The sequence below is a fragment of the Novosphingobium sp. B-7 genome (genome assembly GCF_000410615.1).
In the GTDB taxonomy this organism is placed as follows: domain Bacteria; phylum Pseudomonadota; class Alphaproteobacteria; order Sphingomonadales; family Sphingomonadaceae; genus Novosphingobium; species Novosphingobium capsulatum.
Genome location: NZ_APCQ01000411.1, coordinates 1 through 21,035, shown reverse-complemented (window position 1 = coordinate 21,035; position 21,035 = coordinate 1). Strand labels below are relative to the sequence as shown.

The window sequence follows — 21,035 nt, the reverse complement described above, 5'->3', positions numbered from 1 at the left end:
ATTGAGCGGGCTGACCGCGGCGGCGCGGGCCGGGCTTGGCGTGATGCCGCACTCGCTGCGCCTGGTGCCGCAAGGGCTGGCGCCGCTGCGCCCGCCCGGCACATTGCCCGAGCTACCGGCAATCGAATTTGCCGTAATCGCGCCCGGTGGCCACAACCTGGCGGCAGAAGCGCTGACCGCCGCGATTCTTCACTGGGCGGGCGGCACGGGCGCCGTTGCTACCTGATCGACCGACCATGGCGCGCGAGACAGGTGGCGGGCGAGAAAATCGATCAGCACCCGCACCCGTGCCGGGCGCTGGCTGCCCGGCGGCGTTACGAGATGCAGCGCGATATCGGGGATGCGCCATTCGGGCATTACCTCGACCAGGCGGCCGGCGGCCATGTCTTCCCACACCATGAAATCGGGTTGCAGCGCCAGCCCTTGGCCTGCCAGCAGCGCCGGAGCCAGCGCATCGGCATTGTTGGCGCCAAGCCGGCCCTTGACCGTCACGACATAATCCCCTTCCACCGCGTGGTGGAAGCGCCAGGATTCCGGCGCATCGAGATTGGTGTAGAGCAGCCCGACATGCCGCGACAGATCGCGCGGATGGGTGGGCGTGCCATGCGCCGCAAGATAGGAGGGCGCCGCGACCAGCGGCCGGCGCACCGCACACAGCCGCCGCGCCCGTAGCGAGCTATCATCCAGCCCGGCAATGCGCAGCACCACGTCGTGCCCGCCGCCCACGACATCGACCCGCGCGTCCGACAGATCGAGATCGAGGCCCACGTGCGGGTAAGCCTCCAGGAATTGCGGCAGGAGCGGCGCGACATGGCGTAGGCCAAAGCCCATGGGCACGGCCAGGCGCACCAGCCCGCGCGGCACATCACCTTCGGCGCCTGCTTGCGCCTCGGCCGCCTCGCCATCGGCCAGGATGCGCCGCGCCCGATCGAGCACGCCGCGCCCGCTTTCGGTCAGCGCCAGGCGGCGGCTGGTGCGGTGGAGCAGCGGCACGCCCAGCCGCGCTTCCAGCCGGGTCACCGCCTTGGACACCGTAGGCTTGGACAAGCCCAGGGCATCGGCGGCCGCGGCGAACGAACCAGTATCGACCACTTTGGCAAAGATCGCCCAAGCTTCGAGATCAGGCAAAGACATTATGCAATTTCCTTCACTGATGCTTTTCCATCATTGCCATTTCTTTGCAAGTGAGAATGCCTAGATTGGCCCCAACAGCTGAACGGCACCGAACGCCGCCAGCCACTGGAGACAAGCCATGATCGAACTGCGCCCCTTTTCCGGCATCGGCCGCGCCAACCACGGCTGGCTCGATGCTGCCCACCACTTCTCTTTCGCCGACTACTATGAACCGACGCGGATGGCGTGGGGCAACCTGCGCGTGTGGAACGATGACACCATCGCGGCCAAGAGCGGCTTTCCGCCCCATCCCCACCGCGACATGGAAATCATCACCTATGTGCGCGAAGGCGCGATCACCCATCGCGACAACCTGGGCAATCAGGGCCGCACCGCCGCTGGCGACGTGCAGGTGATGAGCGCAGGCACCGGGATCACCCATGCCGAATACAACCTGGAAGACGAAACCACCCGCATCTTCCAGATCTGGATCATGCCCACCCGCCAGGGTGAGCAGCCGAGTTGGGGTGCGCGCCAGTTTCCCAAGGCCGAACGCTCGGGCGAACTGGTGGTCCTCGCCAGCGGCTATGCCGAAGACAAGGACGCGCTGCCGATCCGTACCGAAGCGCGCCTGGTCGCCGCAACGCTGCTGGCCGGGCAGAGCGTGGACTATGTCCTGGGCGCAGAGCGCAAGGGCTATCTGGTGCCGGCCACCGGCAAAATCACGGTGAACGGCGTGACGGCCGACGCGCGCGATGGCCTGGCCATTGCCGATGTCGACACGATCACCATCTCGGCGCTGGAAGACAGCGAAATCGTGCTGGTCGACACGCTGTGATGGCCTGACGCCGGCAATTGACCAACGGGGCGGCCGCAAGGCGCGGCGGCCGCCCCAGCTTACCCGCCCCAACGTATCTGGCGCGCCGATCGAAAGGTTCACGGCCATGACCCAAGCCAACACCCCCGCCCATGTGCCCCATGCCAGCGCCACCAGCACCGGCGCGGGCACATTCCAGTCTCGCCTGGCGATCGGCGGGCGCGAAGGGCAGGAGGATATCCTGGCCGATGAACCGGTGGCGCTGGGTGGACTGGGCACTGGCCCGACACCCTATGACCTGCTGTGCGCCGCGCTGGCCACCTGCACCACGATGACCCTGCGCTTTTATGCCGGGCGCAAGGGCTGGGACATTGGCGCAGTCCACACCGTGGTCACCCATGCCCGCGTTGCCGGGCAGACCCCGCCCGACCAGTTTTCCCGCGCCATCACGCTCGACCCCGCGCTGGAACCAGCAGTTCGTGACGAGTTGCTCGGCATCGCCAACCGCTGCCCGGTGCACAAGACGCTGACGCAGGGCGCCACGGTAGCCACTGTCCTGGCTGCCTGAGCGGCTGCCCTTCCCCATCCCCCGTTTTGCAAGAGGTCTTGCCATGGTTCCCGCCACCGTCACCCCCGCGCTTTCTCGCCAAGATTGGCTGGCCGCCCACGTTGGCGCGCACGATGCCGACACGATCGGTTGCCGCGCCCCGGCCATGCCCGATCACGCCAAAACCCGCCTGCAACGCTGGATGACCCGCCTGTTCGGCGACAACGCCCCGATGCCGCTCGCCGATCCGCGCCTGGAGGCCGTGCGCCGCTTTGCCTGCGCCACCCGCGCCGGCCGGCTGCCCGATGGCACGCTGATCGGCGAGTTGCACCAGCGCGGGCTGGACGATGCCGAACTGGCCGCGATCGCCCGGTTTGCTGCGTGAATGGCTCGGCGCGTGAGGTCAGGTGAACGCTTTTCATCAAAAGCGTGAAAAGGTCGCGTTTGGCAAGCCGGGAACCACAAGCCATGATCAGCCACGCCCGCCCGATCAAGGCAGGGGCATGCATCATTGGCAAAAGGCAAATCCCATGCGGCTGGACCTGTCGCCCTATCTTTCGCAAAAATTCCTCATGCCAGCGGAAACCGAGCGGCATAGCGCGTGCTGGATGGCCTGGCCGGTAAGGGCCGCGTTGTGGGGCGATCGCCTCGCCGCCGCCCAGACCGATTTTGCCACGGTGGCGCGTGCCATCGCCCGCTTCGAACCGGTGCACATGGTGTGCCGCGAGCAGGACGTTGCGGCCGTGCGCGAACAGTGCGGCGACGCCGTAACGCCATTCATCGCGCCGATCGATGACAGCTGGATGCGCGATTCCGGGCCGACGTTCGTGCGCGGCAGCAAGGGCGGCCTCGCCGTGGTCAACTGGGCGTTCAACGCCTGGGGGCGCAAATACCACCCCTATGCCGCCGATGCCGCGCTCAAGCGCCGGATGGCCGAGCAACTTGGCCTGCCGCTGGTAACCTGTCCCTTGACTGCCGAAGGGGGCGCGATCCTGTCTGACGGCGAAGGCACGGTGATCACCACCGAAAGCTGCCTGCTGCACGCCAACCGCAACCTGGGGCTCACCCGTGCCCAGGTCGAGGCGGAGCTGCTCGCCGCGCTGGGTGCGGAAAAGATCGTGTGGTTGCCGGGGGACGCAGCCGAAGTGGAAACCGATGGCCATGTCGATTGCCTGGCGGCCGTCGTGCGGCCCGGGGTGGTGATGATGGAAGACCCGGCGACGGCCAGCGGTGCGCGCGCCGAGACGCTGGCGGCCAACCGCGCCGCTCTGCTGGCGCAGCGCGACGCGCGGGGTCGGCCCTTTGCGATCATCGATCTTCCCGCCGCGCCCACGATCGATCCGCGCGATGCCCGGCACCAGCCCTCCTATGTCAACTTCTACATTGCCAATGGCGCGGTGATCATGCCCGGCCATGGCGTGCCGCAAGACGACGCGGCGCGCGCTGCCGTGGCCGCCGCGTTTCCCGATCGTGCCGTGGTTCAGCTGGTGTTGCCGGCCCTGCCCTATGGCGGCGGCTCGATCCACTGCATCACCCAGCACCAGCCCGCACCGCATTTCCTGCCCGATGGAGCCCAGCCATGCGCCCAGTGACCGTTGCCGCCACCCAGTTTGCCTGCACGTGGGATCTTGCCGCCAATCTCGATCGCGCCGAAATGCTGGTGCGCGAGGCAGCTGCGCAGGGCGCCCAGGTCGTCCTGCTGCAGGAACTGTTCGAAGCGCCCTACTTCTGCGCCGACGAACGACCCGATCACTTCGCGCTGGCCCGCCCCTGGGCCGGCAACCCGGTGATCGCCCGCTTTGCCGATCTGGCGGCCGAGCTGGGCGTGGTGCTGCCGATCAGCTTTTTCGAAAGCGTGGGTGCAGCGCACTTCAACGCCCTGGCGATGATCGATGCCGATGGCACCGAGCTGGGGCTTTATCGCAAGAGCCACATTCCCCAAGGGCCAGGCTATCGCGAAAAGTACTTCTTTGCCCCGGGCGATACCGGGTTCCAGGTGTGGGACACCGCCTTCGGCCGCATCGGCGCTGGCATCTGCTGGGACCAGTGGTTTCCCGAATGCGCGCGCGCCCTGGCCTTGCAGGGCGCCGAACTGATCCTTTACCCAACAGCGATCGGCAGCGAGCCGGCCTTTCCCGGCTATGACAGCCAGCCACACTGGCAGCGCGTGATGCAGGGGCATGCCGGCGCCAACATGGTGCCCGTCATCGCGTCAAACCGGGTTGGCTTTGAAACGAACCAGGACGGTGACATCACCTTCTACGGCTCGTCCTTCATCGCCGACCAGTTCGGCGCCGTGGTAGCCCAGGCCCCGCGCCAGGGTGAGGCGGTGATCACCGCCAGCTTCGACCTGGACGAAATTGCCCCGCAGCGTGCCGGCTGGGGCCTGTTCCGCGATCGCCGGCCAGAACTCTATGGCGTGATCGGCACCTACGGCGGCTAGGATGTGTGGGGATTCAGCCCATGGCGGGCTGCGAACGGCCGCTTTTCGCGCTTCCGGTGCTCACGTACCAAAAGTACGCTGCGCGCCGGGTCGCGAAAATCAGCCATTCTCGCGCCACCCTGGCCTGAATCCCCACACACCCTAGACCGGCAATTGCGTGGTGGCCTTGATCCGCTTGAGCGCAAAGTGCGAGGCGGACGTGGCCACCGCCGGGTGGCGCAGCAGGGCGTGCATCAGGAAATGCTCGTATTGCGCCATATCGCGCACCACGATGCGCAACTGATAGTCCCATTCGCCCGACATCGACAGGCATTCGAGCACTTCATCGCGATCCAGCACGAATTGCTCGAAACTGCCACGGGCCTGTGCATCGTGGGCCTTCATCCGCACCTGGCAGACGGCATCGAGCGCCAGGCCCAGCGCAGCAGGATCGAGCAGGCGCACCGCCGGCCCCAGCACCCCGGCCTCTTCCAGCGCCTTGAGCCGGCGCCAGCACGATGCGGGCGAGGTTCCCACCGCCTCGGCCAGGGCGGCGTGGCTGAGATCGGCCTCGCGCTGCACGGCCTGAAGCAGGCGGCGATCAAGAGCGTCAAGGGCAAGCGGGGCGGTCATGGCGTCTCTCATGGGGTTGCGAACGACAGAGGGAAGCAGCGAATCAAAAAGAAATTTGTGCATTGCCAAAAAAATTGTGAAGCATTCATACCAGCATCATTGCACAAAACGATACAGATCATTCACCCTCGGGCGATCGACCACACATTGTGAAACGACTTTCCAGATCGCCTGCGACACACTGCGCAGATGGCCAGCGATCTTCCCCTCACGCCGCCCCCTGGTGCTGCCGCCGATTGGACAGTGCCGCAGGACTGGGCCAGCTACACGCCGGCCGACCATGCCACGTGGGACACCCTGTTCCGCCGCCAGGTGGAAATGCTGCACGATCGCGCGGCGCCGGAATTCCTGGCCGGGCTGGACATCCTGCGCCTGTCACGCCCCGGCATTCCCGATTTTGCCGAACTGTCAGAGCGACTCTATCAGGCCACGGGCTGGGAAGTGGTGGCCGTGCCGGGGCTGGTTCCCGATGCGGTGTTCTTCGATCACCTCGCCAACCGCCGCTTCGTGGCCGGGCGCTTCATCCGCCGGCCCGATCAGCTGGACTACCTGTCCGAACCCGACGTATTCCACGATGTCTTTGGCCATGTGCCGCTGCTCGCTGATCCGGTCTTTGCCGATTACATGCAGGCCTATGGCCAAGGCGGGCTGCGGGCGCAGGGCATGGACGCCCTCGTCAACCTGGCGCGGCTCTATTGGTATACCGTGGAATTCGGGCTGTTGCGCACGCCGCACGGGCTTCGCATCTATGGCGCGGGGATCGTGTCCTCGCACGGGGAAAGCGTGTTCGCGCTGGATGACCCCTCGCCCAACCGACTGGGTTTTGACCTGTCGCGGCTGCTGCGCACGGACTATCGCATCGACACCTATCAGCAGAGCTATTTCGTAATCGACAGCTTTGCCGACCTGCTTGACCAGACCCGCAATACCGATTTCGCCCCGCTCTATGCCGCCGTGGCTGACCTGCCCACGCTTGCCCCCGACGCGGTGATCCCGCAGGATCGGGTATTGCACCATGGCACGCAGGCCTATGCCCGTCGCATGCCCGCTGCCTGAAGGAACGCCATGCCCGAAACCAAATCCATCGCCGCCCTTGGAGAAGCCGAACTGGTACAAGCCCTGGCGCTGTTGCCGCACTGGCAGCATGACCGGGCGCGCGCCGCACTGTACCGCCGGGTCGTCATGCCCGATTTTCCTGCGGCTATGGCATTCATGGTGCAAGTCGGCTTTGCCGCCGAGCGGATGGACCATCACCCGGAATGGAGCAACGTCTACAACCGGGTGGACATCTGGCTGACCACGCACGACGCGGGCGGCATTTCGACGCGTGACGTGGCCTTGGCTGGAATCATCGACGCCCTGATCTGAATTCCGCGACGCTGGCGTAACGGCCCTTCACCCCCGGAAGCGATTCCGGGGGTGTTTTTCGTGTGCGGCGTGGCCTGGCCGCCCTGCTCGCCGCCACGGCATTGCTGCAACCGCGTTGTCGAGAAGTCATCGCCATGTGCCTTCAAACAACTGGCGAAATTGGATTTTCCGAAAGGCGTTTTGGTAACGTTCAGAAAACGTTTGACGCAAAGGGCATTCGCGGGCAATTTGATAAAACAAAATTGTTTAATCGTAGGCAAGACCTACAATCTTCAGGAGAGGACATTTCGATGCGATCGTTTGCGTCTCGTTCCCGCGTGCTGCGTTACGCGGTATCGGCCATCGCACTGGCAACCCCGGTCCTTGCCACGGCCCAGACCGCTGAAAATCCTACCACTGACAGCGCTGCCGGAACGCCCGAACAGGCGATTATCGTTACTGGCATTCGCGCCTCGGTCGCCCGCGCGATCGACGTGAAGCGCAACAGCGCCAGCGTGGTCGATGCCATTTCCGCGCAGGATATCGGCAAGCTGCCCGACGTGACGATTTCCGACTCGCTTCAGCGCATTCCGGGCGTGCAGATCCGCCGCGACGCCGGCGAAGGTGCCAGCGTGAACGTGCGCGGCCTGCCCCAGGTGCAGACGCTGCTCAACGGCGAAGCCTATCTCGGCGCGAACTCGATCACGTCGGTCCAGCCCAACTTCACCGACATCCCGTCGCAGCTGTTTTCGGGCGCGAACGTCATCAAGTCGCCCACTGGCACGCTGCTCGCTTCGGGCATCAGCGGCACGATCGACCTGCTCACGCGCCGTCCGTTCGATTTCAAGTCGGGCCTTTCGGGCGCAGCCGCCGTCGAAGGTTCCTATGGCGACAAGGCCAAGAAGTGGAACCCGCAGGTCAATGGCCTGCTCGCCTGGCGCAACGATGACGTCGGCTTCCTGGTTTCGGCATCCTATGCCAAGGTCGATCTGTCCAACTCGTATTCGGGCATCCAGCGCGATTACGGCGGCCGCCTCGCCAATGAATCGATTGGCGATGCCACCGGCTACGGCGGCTTCCGCTTTGACGATCCCAATCGCGGCACCTCGATCTACAACAACGGCCTGCTCACCGGCGTGGACGTGAACGGCGATGGCGATGCCAACGATACCTATTTCTCGCCCCAGGCCCACACCGGCTGGAACCGCATCACCACGCGTGAGCGCTTCGGCCTCAACGGCTCGTTCCAGGCGCACCTTAACGACAAGCTCGACCTGGTTGCCGACGGGTTCTACACCAAGCAGACGCAGTATGATCGCACCGCTGGTTTCCAGTTCCAGGCGGTGAACTGGCAGGCGGCCGATTTCGTGCCGGGCCACTCGCGCGATACCGGTGTCAAGATCAACGGCTACAACTTCAACGTCGTCGACCAGTACAACTACACGCTGCAGAACTTTGACAGCTATTCCGAAACCGGCCGAACCAAGTCTGACTCGATCAACCTCAACCTTGAACTGCGCTATAACAGCGGGCCGTTCAAGGCGACGCTGCGCGGGCTTTATGGCAAGGCGCACAAGAACTTCGACGACAGCTATTTCCAGCTGAGCCTGTCGAACGGCAAGCAGTGGTTCAATGGCGTGGGCCACTATCCGGCCGCGCTGGGCGGCGATCGCACGTTCAACCCGCTGGGCTACACCTACAACACCCTGCCGGCCTCGATCGACTATCGCGGCGAAATGCCCAATTTCACCCTGCCGAACGCGCTGGCCAGCAACCTGGGGAATCCGGCTGCCTACGGCTTCAAGACCACGTCTTCGGAAAACAACTACCGGTCGAATTCGGATCTCAAGGTGGCGCGCTTTGACGCCAGCTATGAATTTTCGCCCGATGTGTCGTTCGATTTCGGTGCGCGCTATGGCGAGCGTGGTGCAGAAGCCTATTACTTCGATCGTGCCGCGCCGTTCTATGCCGGTCAGGGCGCATCCGATCCCAACGGTTGCTACGTCAAGTGGAAGGCGTTCGACGTTCAGATGAACAGCAGCAGCTGTTCGGCGGGCGATGCCAACGGTTTCTATACCGCGGGCCTGACGCGCCTGGGCAACGACGCGACGATCTCCAAGTACCTCAAGCAGTACACCGTGCCGGCCGGGGGCGTCGGCGCGTTCTACGTGCTCGATCCGCACGCGATGGACGATGCCGCCTCGTTCCAGAACAGCTTCTATCCCGGCAACAAGGAATTCGTCATTCCGGGCCGGTCCTATTCGATCAAGCTCCACCAGAAGTCGGCCTATGGCCAGCTCAACTGGAACACCGAAATCGGTGGCATGGCGCTGCGTGCCAACGCCGGCCTGCGCGTGATCAACACCACCTTCAACGTGCGCCAGAACATCTCGGGTCCGGGCCAGCCCTATGGTCTTCCGGCTGCCGACGTGGGCGATATCTATACCCACCGTTCGTTCACCGACTGGCTGCCGGCGCTCAACGCCTCGCTCGACGTGACCGAAAAGTTCCGCGTGCGCGCTGCGTTCTCCAAGAACATGACGCTGCTTGATCTTGCACAGTGGGGCGGTGGCCTCGATCTCAACTATGCGATCGATACCACGTTCAACCCGCCGATCTTCCGCGTGTCGGGCGGCAATTCCAACGGCAACCCGATGCTCGATCCCTGGCGGTCGACCAACTATGAAGTGTCGTTCGAATATTACCTGAACCGTACCAGCCTGATCAACTTTGGCCTTTATCGCATTGATATCGCCAGCTTTGTGAAGACGGACTCGGTCAAGCGGACGGACCTGCCCGATCTTGACGGCGTGGTGCGCAGCACCGTGTTCATCAACTCGCAGGTGCAGGGTCGCGGCGGCTATCTGCAGGGCATCGAAGCCGGGGCCAAGCTTGGGTTCGATTTCCTGCCGGGCGTGCTCAGCGGCTTTGGCGTCGATCTCAACTACACGCTGTCTGATTCCAACGCCGGGGGCACCAACCTGAACGGGGCCAAGCTGCCGTTCCAGGATAACTCCAAGCACCAGATCAACGCGGCGCTGTGGTTCGAAAAGTATGGTCTCCAGGCCCGCGTGGCGTGGAACTATCGCTCGGCCCGCGTGGAGCAGACGAACTTTGCCGGCATCGACGGCCTCACGCTGATGCAGGCCCCGACCAACTATGTCGACGCGTCGGTTTCGTATGATATCAACAAGCGTCTGACGATCTATGCCCAGGGCTCCAACCTGACCGGTGAACACGAGCGCTATTACCTCGCGTTCCCCGACCAGAAGGCCTTCAACAACATCTACGAACGCCGCTTCCTGATCGGCGCCCGTACCAAGTTCTAAGTCTATCGAACCAAAGAGGATCTTTTCACGAGCCTCCTGACTGACCCGCCGTCCAACTTCTCCCCTGGGCGGCGGGTCTTTTCGTTTCAACCACACGAGTGTTGCCATGACCGACATGCCAGCCGCCCAGCACGCCAAGCCCATCCGCCAGATCGTGATCGCCGGCGGCGGCACGGCGGGCTGGATGGCTGCCTGCTATTTTTCGGGCCGGCTGGCACGGCAAGGCGTGACCATCACCGTGGTGGAATCCAGCGCGATCGGCACGGTGGGCGTGGGCGAAGCCACGGTGCCGGGCATCCGCGACTATTTCCGCGCGATCGGGGTTGAGGATATCGACGTGCTGCGCGCCACCGGCGGCACGGTGAAACTGGGCATCGAGTTTCGCGACTGGGCCCAACCCGGCAGTCGCTTCTTCCATCCGTTCGGGCTCTATGGCGTGCCCTCACGCGGGGTGCCGTTTCACCAATACTGGCTCAAGCTGCAACATGCCGGCGAGCCGACCGACCTTGCGGCCTACAGCCTGTGCAGCGCGCTGGCGCAGCGCGGCGCGTTCATGCTGCCGCCTGACAAGCCGGTGAATGACCTGGCGGTGTTCGACTGGGCGGTACACTTCGACGCCAGCCGCTTTGCCGCGACGTTGCGCGATCGCGCGCTGGCGCAGGGCGTGCGCCACATCGATGACGTGATCAACGACGTGGCGTTGGATGCGCAGACCGGCCATATCGCGCATCTGGTAACAAAGGATCACGGCAGCGTTGCCGGCGACCTGTTCATCGACTGCACGGGCTTTCGTTCACTGCTGCTGGGCAAAGCGCTGGGCGTGGGGTGGACCGACTGGACCGATCTGTTGCCGTGCGACCGCGCGGTGGCCATTCCCTGCGCCGCCGATGCCACGCGCGATTGGCCCTATACCGTCAGCACCGCGCAAGAGGCCGGCTGGCAATGGCGCATCCCGCTGCAGCATCGCGTGGGCAATGGCTATGTCTATTCGAGCGCGATGCTATCGGATGACGAGGCGACGGCCAAGCTGCTGTCGCGCCTGGAAGGTGAAGCCCTGGCCGAGCCCAACCTTATCCGCTTTGGCGCTGGGCATCGCCAACGGTTCTGGGCGGGCAACTGCGTGGGCATGGGCTTGGCGGCGGGGTTCCTGGAGCCGTTGGAATCGACCAGCATCACCCTGATCCAGACGGCGATCGAACGCCTGGCGGAATTCTTTCCCGATGCCACGTTCGATCAGGCGCTGGCCGACGAATTCAACCGCGCCACCACACTGGAATATGCCCGCATCCGCGATTTCCTGATCCTGCATTACCTGGGAAACCGGCGCGTGGGCGAGCCATTCTGGGACCGCCTGCGCCAGGCCGACGTGCCCGAGATGCTGGCCCACAAGCTGCGCCTGTTCCGCGCGCGGGGGCGGCTGGTGCGGTATGAATGGGAAAGCTTCCTCGATCCCAGCTGGCTATCGATGTACGCCGGGTTCGATTGGCTGCCCCCAGCACACGATCCCATGGCCGATCACTTTACCGACGCGGAAATCAGCGTGGCGCTACGCCGTATGCGCGAAACCGTGGCCGCCGCCGTAGCCGAGGCGCGGCCCCACCGCGAATTCATTGCGCATATCACCGGCGGCACACCGTCCGGCCCGTTGGCCGCCTGAACCCGCGCCCCCTCTGCACGACAAGGATGATGCCTGCGATGGATGCACTGTGCGCGGCGAGTCTTGGCGCCTTGGGGTTACCCTTGCGCGTCTGCCGTCCACAGCACGCGCGCGGCGGGCAACAGGAAATGGCTGAAGGGCAGGATCGCCGCACCCACCGCCGGTGCATCTTCGGCCAGCCAGGCGCGCTGGACCAGCGAAAGCGCCGGAACATGCGCGCCACGCCGCTGCAACAGCTGATTCAGCCGATCGGCCAGCGCATCGACCCAGCGCCCCGGCAACCGGCCGCCGACGAAAATCGCCGCCGGGTTGATCAGGCAGTTCACCGCGATGAGGGGATCGCACAACTCTTCGGCGGCGCCTTCCACCCAGGCAGCCATGGCACTGGCGAGACGAGGATCATCCGGGTTGCCGCGCAGATCAGCCTCGGTCAGGCCGACCGCACCAAGGGCACGGCGCACGCCCGAAAGCGAGACGAGATCCTGCACCGGGTGCGGGGCCTGTCCTTCCCGCCGCGCCAGCATGAAGCCGATTTCGCCGCTGCGGCCATTGGCACCGCGAAAATAGGCGCCATCCACAACCAGGCCACCGCCCAGTCCGGACGAAATCAGGATGTAGAAAAAGCTGGAGCACGTCTGGCCGTGGCCCAGTTGCTGTTCACCCATCGCGGCTGCGGCAGCATCATTTTCAACGAAGATCGGCAGTTCGAACGGGCCACGGAACAGGTCGGCAATGTCGGCAGTTTCCCAGCAGGCGAAATCGGCAGGCCGGCCCGGCAGATCGACCAGACCGAAATCGTCGGGCTTTGCCACCCCCAGCCCAACCAGCCGTGCCGGCTCGACCCCGGCCTCGTCCAGCAGGCGGCGGATCGACCCGCGATAGAGCGCCTGGACATCTGCCGGCATCGGGAAGGCAATGTCCTGGGTAATGCCGGCAACCACCGCGCCGGCAAAATCCACCACGACCAGCGTGATGTGATCGCGATCGATGTTGACGCCAATGGCATAGCAGGCCGACCGGTTGATCACCAGGCGCGTGGCGGGCTGGCCGCGTCCGCCGCGCCGCTGGCCGGCATCCTCGATCAGGCCATCTGCCATCAGACGCTTGGTAATGTTGGCGATCGCCGGCGGGGTGAGCCCGGTGATGCGGGCCAGATCGATGCGGGTAAGCGGGCCGTTGACGCGGATGGCATGCAGCGTGACGCGCTGGTTGTGATCGGCCGCACGCTCAAGGTTCGTGCCCGACAGGCGGATCTGATCGCTGGCCATTATGCCGCCCGCCCCTGTGGGGTTGCCGTCCGGGGCGGTTTCAACCTGTTCATCGTGCCTCGATCCCATGTGTTTCTATTGCCACGCACGGCCTGCGAAACAAATGCGAAAAGCGGGGCATTTGCGCGCAAATTTCATGCATCAGCCTGTCGGTTATGCCCGACTTTGGCACAGCCCCTCGTGAAAACCAAAAAATATTTAAACTTGTTTTAATTAAGGATGCCCGGAATGCCTGTAAATCGTTTTCGCCTATCAACTTACCTGTCGACAGCGGCTGCACTGGCCTTTGGCCTGGGCCTGTCGTGGGGTGGCGCGGCCTGCGCGCAGACTGCGCCGAGCGAGGCTGCCCTTCCAGCGGCCGCTGCCAGCGCCGTGGCCCACCCCGCGCTGTGGCCCCAGGCCCGCTGGCCCTGGCGCCAGGATGCCGCGATGGAAGCCCGCATCGATGCGCTGATCAAGCGGATGACGCTGGAGGAAAAGGTTGGCCAGATCCTTCAAGCCGATCTTTCCACCGTCACGCCCGACGACGTGCACCGCTATCACCTGGGATCGGTGCTCAATGGCGGCAATGCCGGGCCGGGCGGCAATGACTATGCCCCGGCGCCCGAATGGATCAAGCTGGCGGACGCGTTCTATGATGCCTCTGTCGACAAGCGCGATGGCGGCGTGGCCATTCCGGTGATGTGGGGCACCGATGCCGTGCACGGGCACAGCAACATCGTGGGCGCCACGCTGTTTCCCCACAATTCCGCACTGGGCGCCACGCACGATCCCGCGCTGCTGCAACGCATCGCGGCGGTGACCGCCACCGAAGTGCGCGTGACTGGCATCGACTGGACCTTTGCCCCGACCATCACCGTGCCGCAGGACACCCGCTGGGGCCGCGCCTTTGAAGGCTATTCCGAAGATCCGGCGTTGGTGGCCAGCTATGCCCGGCCGTTCATCGAAGGGCTGCAGGGCAAGCCCAATTCCGGCCCGCTGCTGGCCGGGCCGCACGTGATCGCCACGGCCAAGCATTTCCTGGCCGATGGTGGCACGTTCGAAGGGCGCGACCAGGGCGATGCCGTTGTCGACGAGGCAACACTGATCAAGGTGCATGCCCAGCCCTATGTCAGCGCGATCGACGCCGGGGTGCTGTCGATCATGGCCAGCTTTTCCAGTTGGCACGGTGTGAAGATGACCGGCAACAAGAGCCTGCTGACCGACGTGCTCAAGAAGCGCATGGGCTTTGCCGGCCTGGTGGTGAGCGACTGGAACGCGCATGGCCAGGTGGCCGGGTGCAGCAACGCCTCGTGCCCGCAGGCAGTGAACGCCGGGATAGACATGCTCATGGCGCCCGATAGCTGGAAGGCGCTCTATCACAGCCTTATCGCGCAAGTGCAGGATGGCACGGTGCCGATGGCGCGACTGGACGAGGCCGTGGGCGCGGTGCTGCGCGTCAAGATGCGCGCTGGCCTGTTCAGCGCGGGGCGCCCGTCTTCCCGCCCCTATGCCGGGCAGTTCGATCTGCTGGGCAGCGCCCCCCACCGCGCGGTTGCCCGCCAGGCGGTGCAGGAATCGCTGGTGCTGCTCAAGAACGAAGGCGGCCTTTTGCCGCTGTCGCCCAAGGCGCGCATTCTGGTCGCCGGTGATGGCGCCAACGACATTGCCCGGCAATCGGGCGGGTGGACGCTTTCGTGGCAAGGCACCGGGCTTGATCCCAAGCTGTTCCCCGGCGCCACCACGCTGTGGCAGGGCATCGATACAGCAGTGCGCGCGGCAGGCGGGCAGGCCACGCTTTCGCCCGATGGCAGCTTTGCCGGGCAAAAGCCCGACGCGGCGATCGTGGTCTTTGGCGAAACGCCCTATGCCGAATTCCAGGGCGATCTGCGCAGCCTGCAGCTCAAGCCCGATCTGCGCGCGCCCTTGGAAACCATGCGCAAGCTCAAGGCCGCCGGCGTGCCGGTGGTGGCGTTGATGCTGACCGGGCGGCCGCTCTATGCCAACCCGTTCCTCAACCTGGCAGATGCCTTTGTCGTGGCGTGGTTGCCGGGATCGGAAGGCGAAGGCGTGGCCGATGTGCTGCTGCGCGGCAGCGATGGCAGCGTGGCCCACGATTTCACCGGGCGCTTGCCGTTCCGCTGGCCGATGACCGCAGTGCCGGGCGGGGCAACGCTTTATCCGCTGGGCCATGGGCTGTCGCTCAAGGCCAAGGCGCCCCGGTGGGTGCCCTTGCCCGAGCAATCGGGCGTTGACGACAGCGCCGGCAGCACCACCGAGTATTTCCAGAAAGGCGTGCCCACGCCAGGCTGGTCGCTGGAAATCCAGAACGCCGGCACCGGCGGGGGGACGCGGATCACCAGCGTGCCCGCCACCGTGGCCGATAGCGGCGTGGCGATCACCGCCAGCGATTACCAGGTGCAGGAAGGGGCGCGGACCTTTGCCTTTTCCGGCAGCAAGGGCACCGCGGCGCTGGCGCTCACCACCCACGCCCCGGCAGACCTCTCGCGCGAGACCAACGGCGAGATGATGCTGGTGACCACGATCCGCGTGGATGCGGCGCCCACCGCGCCGGTCACCCTGGCGATGGACAGCGCCGGAAAGGCCACCAGCCTGTCGCTGGGCAAGCTCGACATGCTGCCGCGCGGCACCTGGACGACGCTGGGCATTCCGCTGCAGTGCCTGCGCACGGCAGGGGCGCGGATGGATGCGGTCGACGCGCCGCTGATCCTGTCAACCGGCGGGGCGATGACGATCAGCCTGGCCCGGGTGAAGCTGGGGATGGATGCGCAAGTGCGGCTGCCCTGCGCCACGCATTGATCGCCGCGCCAAGCCCTCTTGACGCATGACGCGGGCCGGGACGATCCCCGGCCCGCGCCCATGCATGGTCAGTGCGAAAGCCGCGCGGCCAGTTCCTCGAGATCGACGCCGCGCGTTTCGGGGAAGAAGCGCCAGACCACCACCGCCTGCACCGCCATGGCCAGGGCAAAGACCACGAAAGGCAGGCTCTGGGTGAACTGCGCGACCACCGGGAAGGCAAAGCTGATCGCGGCGTTGAGCACCCAATGCGTGGTGCTGCCCAGCGCCTGGCCGCGTGCGCGCACCGGCGTGGGAAAAATTTCCGACAGATAGACCCAGATCACCGCCCCTTGGGAAAACGCAAAGGCAGCGATGAACAGCACGAGCAAAGGCAACAGGAACTGCGCGCCGCTGCCCGTGGCATAGATCGCCGCCACGCCCGCCAGCGCCAGCGTGGTGCCGATCGCGCCGGTGAGCAGCAGCGGGCGACGGCCCACGCGATCGATCACCGTCATTGCCACCATGGTGGCAACGAGGTTGGTCAATCCGATAGCGACCGCCTGAAGATCGGCGGATACACCGGTGAAGCCGGCCGCAGCGAAAATGTCGTTGAGGTAATAGAGAATGGCATTGATGCCGGAAAGCTGGTTGAACGCGGCAATCGCGATCGCCAGCAGGATCGGCCGGCGATGGCGCCGCCAATCGAGGCGTGCATCGGATTGATCGGTGCTGGCCAGCGCCATGGCATCGAGGCCAAGCCGGTCTGCCGCCACCCGTGCCTGCGCCCCACGCCCCTTGCTCGCCAGCCAGCGCGGACTTTCGGGAATGCCGGGCAGCATCACCGCAAAGAACAGCGCCGGCAGGGCCGCAATGCCAAGCTTGGCCCGCCAGGCGATGTCAGCCGGAAGCGCCAGCGCCAGCAGCCAGTTGCTGCAATAGGCCAGCAGGATGCCGGCAACGATGTTGAACTGGAACATCGCCACCAGCCGGCCACGCCGGGCCGCGGCGCTGACTTCGGAGATATAGACCGGCGCCAGCACCGACGAGCCGCCGATGGCAAGGCCGCCCAGAAAGCGAAAGGCCACGAACAGCGCCATCCCGCCCGCCAGGGCAGAACCGATCGCCGAAACGAGATAAGCGACACCGATCCAGGTCAACACCCGGCGGCTGCCCAGGCGATCGCCCAGCCCGCCGGCCACGCTGGCCCCCACCAAGGTGCCCCACAGCGCGGCGGAAACGGCAATGCCCAGCCCCGTGGCGGAAAGTGCGAAATGCTGGCGCAACGCCTCGGTCACGCCGGAAATCACCGCCGTGTCGAACCCGAACAGCAGGCCGGCCAGGCTGGCCGCGACGGCTGCCCTTACGGCCGCCTTCGGCATAGGCTGCAGAGCCCCTTCCCCCGGGCCGCTACCGCCCTCGAAATTCGCATGCATCGCGCTCTCCCAATCATTAATTCAATTTGACTTATTAATTCGGTTTGCGTCAGAAAGGAACCGACGATGATGGGCTGGCGACCGCGACGACGGGCCATCTCATACACTGGTGCCAACACCCGGCCAAGCGGGTGACGCGCCGACCAGGAGAGGGATTTTCGATGCGTTTTGCCACAAGCCTGCTTGCTGCCACGATTCTGGGTGGAATGCTGGCCCCGGTCGCGGGTGCTGCGCCTGTGACCAACGGCGGCCCGTGGAATGCTGCCCTGATGCAAGGCGGCATCGGCATCACCCGCGAGGTGCCGACTACGGCTGCGGTGCTGGCCCCGCATGCCCCCACGGCCCTGGCCGCCTGGGTGCGCCCGCAGGCCATACAAAGCGGCACTGTGGTGCTGCTGTCGCTGGGCGATCCGGCAACGGCCTGCCGCTGCCTGGCCCTGATCGATGGCAAGCCGGCGCTGCGGATCGGATCGGCGATGATCGTGGCGCCCCGTGCGATTGTCGCCGGGCGGTTCAGCCATGTGGCCGCCAGCTGGGATGGTGAACGCGCCACGCTCTATGTCGATGGGCAGGAAATGGCGCGCGGCGCCTTGGCCGATGCCGGTGCCTTGGCGCCCCGCCTGGCAGTCGCCCCTGCCATGCCCGGCGCGCCGCACTTTGGCGGCGACCTGGTCGATGCCCGGATCGAGGATGGTGCGCTGCCGCTGCCCGCCGTGCAGGCGCTGGTTGCCACCCGGCCCGATTTCGATCTGGTGCAGATGTGGCACGTGGGGGTTGGTTGGGAATTCCAGAAGACCGCCAATACCGGCTATTGGCGGCAGCAGGACCCCTGGACACTGCCCCAGGCCAAAGGCGGCTTCTCCGCACCGGTGGCCAAGCCCGTGCCGGCTGCCGCCGTGGTTCAGCCGCTGGCCGATGGCGTGTGGCGGATCAACGGCTGGCAACTGGCTGGCGCGCCCGATGTGCCGGGTGCCGATGGGGCCACGCTTTCGCGCCCCGGCACGCCCAAGGGCCAATGGCGCACGGCGACCGTGCCAGGCACGGTGCTGACCACGCTGGTGGATCGCGGGGTCTATCCCGATCCCTATTACGGCCTCAACAACCTGCGCATTCCCGAAAGCCTGGCGCGGCAGGATTGGTGGTATCGCACCAGCTTCACCGTGCCGGCGGATGCGGCGGGCAAGCGCCTGGCGCTGCGTTTCAACGGCATCAACTATGCCGCCGAAATCTGGGTCAACGGGCAGAAGCTGGGGCAGACCAAGGGCGCCTTTGCCCGCGGCGAATTCACGCTGGTGCCGGTGGCCGGCGAAAACGTGATCGCCGTGCGGGTTTCGCCGCCGCCGCATCCGGGCATTCCGCACGAGCAGTCGATCGCGGCCGGGGTGGGCGAAAACGGCGGCCAACTCGCCATCGATGGCCCCACGTTCGTGGCCACCGAAGGGTGGGACTGGATCCCGGGCATTCGCGATCGTGACACCGGGCTGTGGCAGGACGTGCAGTTGCGCGCCCGTGGCGACGTGCGCCTGCTCGACAGCCAGGTGGTGACCGACCTGCCCCTGCCCCGCACCGACAGCGCTGACGTGCTGATTACCGTGCCCCTGCGCAACGATGGCACGACACCGCGCACGGTGACGGTGCGCGCCGCGTTTGACGATGTCAGCGTCGAACGCAGCGTCACGCTTGCCCCCGGTGAAGGCGAAGTGCGCTTTACCCCCGCCGATTTCCCGCAACTGCGCATCAAGAACCCGCGCCTGTGGTGGCCCAACGGCTATGGCGAGCAGGCCTTGCACCCGCTGCATATCACCGCCACGGTCGATGGCGCGGTGTCTGACCGTGCCGAGACGCGCTTTGGCATTCGCGAGGTTTCCTATGACCTTTCGCTGATGGATCATGCCGGCGCGCTGCGCCGGGTCAACGTGCAACCCACCGATGGGCGCCTTGCCGGCACCAAGCTGATCGACGTGCGCCACGAGGCGATCAAGGAAACCCCGCGCGGCTGGGTGGAATCGCTCACGCCGGCCGGCGAAACCTCGTCCGGTGTGCAAGCGCTGGGCGCGGCCGACACGCTGCCCGAACCGCATCTGACGATCCGCGTCAACGGCGTGAAGATCGCCGCGCGCGGCGGCAGCTGGGGCATGGACGATGCGATGAAGCGCGTTTCGCGCGAACGGCTGGAGCCGGCCTTCCGCCTGCACAAGGAAGCCCATCTCAACATCATCCGCAACTGGATGGGCACCAGTACCGAACCGGAATTCTATGACCTGGCCGATGAGTACGGCATGATGGTGCTCAACGATTTCTGGCAATCGACCCAGAATTTCCAGGTGGAGCCGCAAGACCCGCAGCTGTTCCTGGCCAATGCCGAAGACGTGGTGAAGCGCTATCGCAACCACCCCTCGATCATCATCTGGTTCGGCCGCAACGAAGGGGTGCCCTATCCCACGCTGAACGAAGGGCTGGACGATCTGCTGTTCAAGCTGGACGGCACCCGCTGGTACACCGGCAGCTCCAACACCGTGAACCTGCAGGGATCGGGCCCGTACAACTATCGCCAGCCGCAGGGCTATTTCACCGATCTGGCCACCGGCTTTTCGGTTGAAACCGGCACGCCCTCGCTGGCTACGGCAGCCGCGATCGCGCAATATGTGCCCGAGGCCGATCGTTGGCCGCTGAGCGATACGCTGGCCTATCACGACTGGCATTTTTCAGGGAACGGCGACACCAAGACGTTCATGGAAAGCCTGAACCGCCGGTTCGGCACGGCCACCAGCTTTGCCGATTTCGAGCGCAAGGCGCAGATGATGAACCTGGAAACCCACCAGGCCATGATCGAGGGTTTCCTGGGCCATCTCTGGACCAAGAACAGCGGGCGCCTGTTCTGGATGACCCATCCGTCCTGGCCATCGAACGCCTGGCAAATCTACAGCTCTGACTTTGACACCCATGCCGCCTATTACGGCGCGCAGCGTGCCGCCCGGCCGCTGCACGCGCAGCTCAACCTGCCCGACAATGCGCTGGTGCTAGTCAACACCACGCAGGACGATGCCAGGGGACTGACGGTGACCAGCACGGTGACAGACCTGGCCGGCAAGGTGCTGTTCACGCGGCGCGACCGTGCCGACGCGCTGGCCAACCGCGATACCACGCTCAAACCCCTGCCGCTCGACACGATCTTTGCGTCGGCGCCGATGGTGCTCGTCAGCCTCAAGATCACCGATCGTGCCGGCAAGGCGGTCAGCGACACGGTCTATTGGCGCGGCAAGGACGAGGATGCCTATCGCGCGCTCAATGCCATGGGCGCCGCGCCGCTCGCGATCAAGACCGGCGCCCCGCAGGACAGCGGCAGCGAACGGGAAATGGCCATCACGCTGACCAACAGCAGCAGCACGCCGGCTCTCAACACCCGCGCCACGCTGGTGGATGCGGCTGGCAAGCGCATCCTGCCGGCCTATTACAGCGACAACTATGTTGCGGTCATGCCGGGCGAAAGCCGCACCATCACGGTGCGTTGGCCGGCCAGCGCCGGCACGGCGGCGGCGGTGACGCTGGAAGGGTGGAACGTGCCGGCCGCGCAACAGGGTCTGTCGCAGTAATGCGGCTGCGGCATGGCCTGGCCGCGCTGGCGCTGGCTGCTTCCCCGGCATGGGCAGCGCCCGGCGCCGGGCACCCTGTCGCGCTGACGCAAAGCGGG

At 65.5% G+C, this 21,035-nt stretch carries 15 protein-coding genes and 1 pseudogene; 12 read left to right on the top strand and 4 right to left on the bottom strand.

All coding sequences use genetic code 11. The features are described from left to right. A pseudogene (locus tag H926_RS32990) lies at nucleotides 1-226 on the top strand (LysR family transcriptional regulator); the annotation flags it as partial. Here the strand turns inward: H926_RS32990 and H926_RS25695 are convergent. Further along, nucleotides 190-1,134: a LysR family transcriptional regulator gene (locus H926_RS25695; RefSeq protein ID WP_022675356.1), complete on the bottom strand. Its 945-nt coding sequence runs from the start codon at nucleotides 1,132-1,134 to the stop codon at nucleotides 190-192. The pseudogene H926_RS32990 and the gene H926_RS25695 sit on opposite strands and share 37 nt — an antisense overlap. Nucleotides 1,135-1,252: 118 nt before the next feature. Here H926_RS25695 and H926_RS0105105 point away from each other — a divergent pair, with 118 nt between their 5' ends. From H926_RS0105105 to aguB, 5 genes are all read left to right on the top strand, one after another. Continuing rightward, the gene (locus tag H926_RS0105105; protein WP_022675355.1) at nucleotides 1,253-1,951 is read left to right on the top strand and encodes a pirin family protein; all 699 of its coding nucleotides are present in this window, start codon (nucleotides 1,253-1,255) and stop codon (nucleotides 1,949-1,951) included. A 106-nt stretch (nucleotides 1,952-2,057) separates the two neighbouring features. After that, nucleotides 2,058-2,498 (top strand): OsmC family protein, encoded by a 441-nt coding sequence (locus H926_RS0105100; protein WP_022675354.1) that lies wholly within the window; start codon nucleotides 2,058-2,060, stop codon nucleotides 2,496-2,498. Nucleotides 2,499-2,541: 43 nt separating this feature from the next. Beyond that, nucleotides 2,542-2,862, top strand: a complete 321-nt coding sequence (locus tag H926_RS0105095) for a hypothetical protein (RefSeq protein WP_022675353.1) — start codon at nucleotides 2,542-2,544, stop codon at nucleotides 2,860-2,862. A 145-nt stretch (nucleotides 2,863-3,007) separates the two neighbouring features. Continuing rightward, nucleotides 3,008-4,069 (top strand): agmatine/peptidylarginine deiminase, encoded by a 1,062-nt coding sequence (locus H926_RS0105090; RefSeq protein ID WP_202804670.1) that lies wholly within the window; start codon nucleotides 3,008-3,010, stop codon nucleotides 4,067-4,069. After that, the gene (gene aguB / locus H926_RS0105085) at nucleotides 4,057-4,920 is read left to right on the top strand and encodes an N-carbamoylputrescine amidase (protein ID WP_022675351.1); all 864 of its coding nucleotides are present in this window, start codon (nucleotides 4,057-4,059) and stop codon (nucleotides 4,918-4,920) included. The genes H926_RS0105090 and aguB overlap by 13 nt, the downstream gene beginning before the upstream one ends. Nucleotides 4,921-5,061: 141 nt before the next feature. Here the strand turns inward: aguB and H926_RS0105080 are convergent, their stop codons facing one another. Further along, complete coding sequence (locus tag H926_RS0105080; RefSeq protein WP_022675350.1) at nucleotides 5,062-5,532, bottom strand: Lrp/AsnC family transcriptional regulator; 471 nt, start codon at nucleotides 5,530-5,532, stop codon at nucleotides 5,062-5,064. Between the two features lie 189 nt (nucleotides 5,533-5,721). On the opposite strand from H926_RS0105080, the gene phhA reads away from it, so the two are divergent. The 4 genes from phhA to H926_RS0105060 all read left to right on the top strand — a co-directional run bounded on the left by phhA (nucleotide 5,722) and on the right by H926_RS0105060 (nucleotide 11,865). After that, the gene (gene phhA, locus H926_RS0105075) at nucleotides 5,722-6,588 is read left to right on the top strand and encodes a phenylalanine 4-monooxygenase (protein ID WP_022675349.1); all 867 of its coding nucleotides are present in this window, start codon (nucleotides 5,722-5,724) and stop codon (nucleotides 6,586-6,588) included. A 9-nt stretch (nucleotides 6,589-6,597) separates the two neighbouring features. After that, entirely contained in the window at nucleotides 6,598-6,900 is a 303-nt protein-coding gene (locus tag H926_RS0105070; protein ID WP_022675348.1) for a 4a-hydroxytetrahydrobiopterin dehydratase, read from the top strand. Between the two features lie 290 nt (nucleotides 6,901-7,190). Next, complete coding sequence (locus tag H926_RS0105065) at nucleotides 7,191-10,208, top strand: TonB-dependent receptor (protein WP_043607899.1); 3,018 nt, start codon at nucleotides 7,191-7,193, stop codon at nucleotides 10,206-10,208. Between the two features lie 106 nt (nucleotides 10,209-10,314). Beyond that, complete coding sequence (locus H926_RS0105060; protein ID WP_022675346.1) at nucleotides 10,315-11,865, top strand: tryptophan halogenase family protein; 1,551 nt, start codon at nucleotides 10,315-10,317, stop codon at nucleotides 11,863-11,865. Nucleotides 11,866-11,942: 77 nt separating this feature from the next. Here H926_RS0105060 and H926_RS0105055 read toward each other — a convergent pair whose 3' ends face one another. Next, the gene (locus H926_RS0105055) at nucleotides 11,943-13,133 is read right to left on the bottom strand and encodes an ROK family transcriptional regulator (RefSeq protein WP_148291639.1); all 1,191 of its coding nucleotides are present in this window, start codon (nucleotides 13,131-13,133) and stop codon (nucleotides 11,943-11,945) included. 228 nt (nucleotides 13,134-13,361) lie between these two features. On the opposite strand from H926_RS0105055, the gene H926_RS0105050 reads away from it, so the two are divergent. Continuing rightward, nucleotides 13,362-15,932, top strand: coding sequence for a glycoside hydrolase family 3 protein (locus tag H926_RS0105050; RefSeq protein ID WP_022675344.1), 2,571 nt, complete (start codon nucleotides 13,362-13,364; stop codon nucleotides 15,930-15,932). Nucleotides 15,933-16,000: 68 nt separating this feature from the next. On the opposite strand, the gene H926_RS0105045 is transcribed toward H926_RS0105050, so the two are convergent. Continuing rightward, entirely contained in the window at nucleotides 16,001-17,290 is a 1,290-nt protein-coding gene (locus H926_RS0105045; protein ID WP_022675343.1) for a sugar porter family MFS transporter, read from the bottom strand. Nucleotides 17,291-17,505: 215 nt separating this feature from the next. Here H926_RS0105045 and H926_RS0105040 point away from each other — a divergent pair, with 215 nt between their 5' ends. Further along, nucleotides 17,506-20,937 carry a glycoside hydrolase family 2 gene (locus tag H926_RS0105040; RefSeq protein ID WP_022675342.1) on the top strand — a complete coding sequence of 1,144 codons (3,432 nt, stop codon included), beginning with the start codon at nucleotides 17,506-17,508 and terminating at the stop codon, nucleotides 20,935-20,937. The last annotated feature ends 98 nt before the right edge of the window (nucleotides 20,938-21,035 follow it).

Excerpts from the sequence above, each read along its gene's own strand:
- H926_RS0105070 (WP_022675348.1), top strand. The coding sequence starts at position 6,598 with ATGCCCGAAACCAAATCCATCGCCGCCCTTGGAGAAGCCGAACTGGTA.
- aguB (WP_022675351.1), top strand. The coding sequence starts at position 4,057 with ATGCGCCCAGTGACCGTTGCCGCCACCCAGTTTGCCTGCACGTGGGAT.
- H926_RS0105060 (WP_022675346.1), top strand. The coding sequence starts at position 10,315 with ATGACCGACATGCCAGCCGCCCAGCACGCCAAGCCCATCCGCCAGATC.
- H926_RS0105080 (WP_022675350.1), bottom strand. The coding sequence starts at position 5,532 with ATGACCGCCCCGCTTGCCCTTGACGCTCTTGATCGCCGCCTGCTTCAG.
- H926_RS0105100 (WP_022675354.1), top strand. The coding sequence starts at position 2,058 with ATGACCCAAGCCAACACCCCCGCCCATGTGCCCCATGCCAGCGCCACC.
- H926_RS0105050 (WP_022675344.1), top strand. The coding sequence starts at position 13,362 with ATGCCTGTAAATCGTTTTCGCCTATCAACTTACCTGTCGACAGCGGCT.
- H926_RS0105090 (WP_202804670.1), top strand. The coding sequence starts at position 3,008 with ATGCGGCTGGACCTGTCGCCCTATCTTTCGCAAAAATTCCTCATGCCA.
- H926_RS0105040 (WP_022675342.1), top strand. The coding sequence starts at position 17,506 with ATGCGTTTTGCCACAAGCCTGCTTGCTGCCACGATTCTGGGTGGAATG.
- H926_RS0105055 (WP_148291639.1), bottom strand. The coding sequence starts at position 13,133 with ATGGCCAGCGATCAGATCCGCCTGTCGGGCACGAACCTTGAGCGTGCG.
- H926_RS0105065 (WP_043607899.1), top strand. The coding sequence starts at position 7,191 with ATGCGATCGTTTGCGTCTCGTTCCCGCGTGCTGCGTTACGCGGTATCG.
- H926_RS25695 (WP_022675356.1), bottom strand. The coding sequence starts at position 1,134 with ATGTCTTTGCCTGATCTCGAAGCTTGGGCGATCTTTGCCAAAGTGGTC.
- H926_RS0105105 (WP_022675355.1), top strand. The coding sequence starts at position 1,253 with ATGATCGAACTGCGCCCCTTTTCCGGCATCGGCCGCGCCAACCACGGC.
- H926_RS0105095 (WP_022675353.1), top strand. The coding sequence starts at position 2,542 with ATGGTTCCCGCCACCGTCACCCCCGCGCTTTCTCGCCAAGATTGGCTG.
- phhA (WP_022675349.1), top strand. The coding sequence starts at position 5,722 with ATGGCCAGCGATCTTCCCCTCACGCCGCCCCCTGGTGCTGCCGCCGAT.
- H926_RS0105045 (WP_022675343.1), bottom strand. The coding sequence starts at position 17,290 with ATGCCGAAGGCGGCCGTAAGGGCAGCCGTCGCGGCCAGCCTGGCCGGC.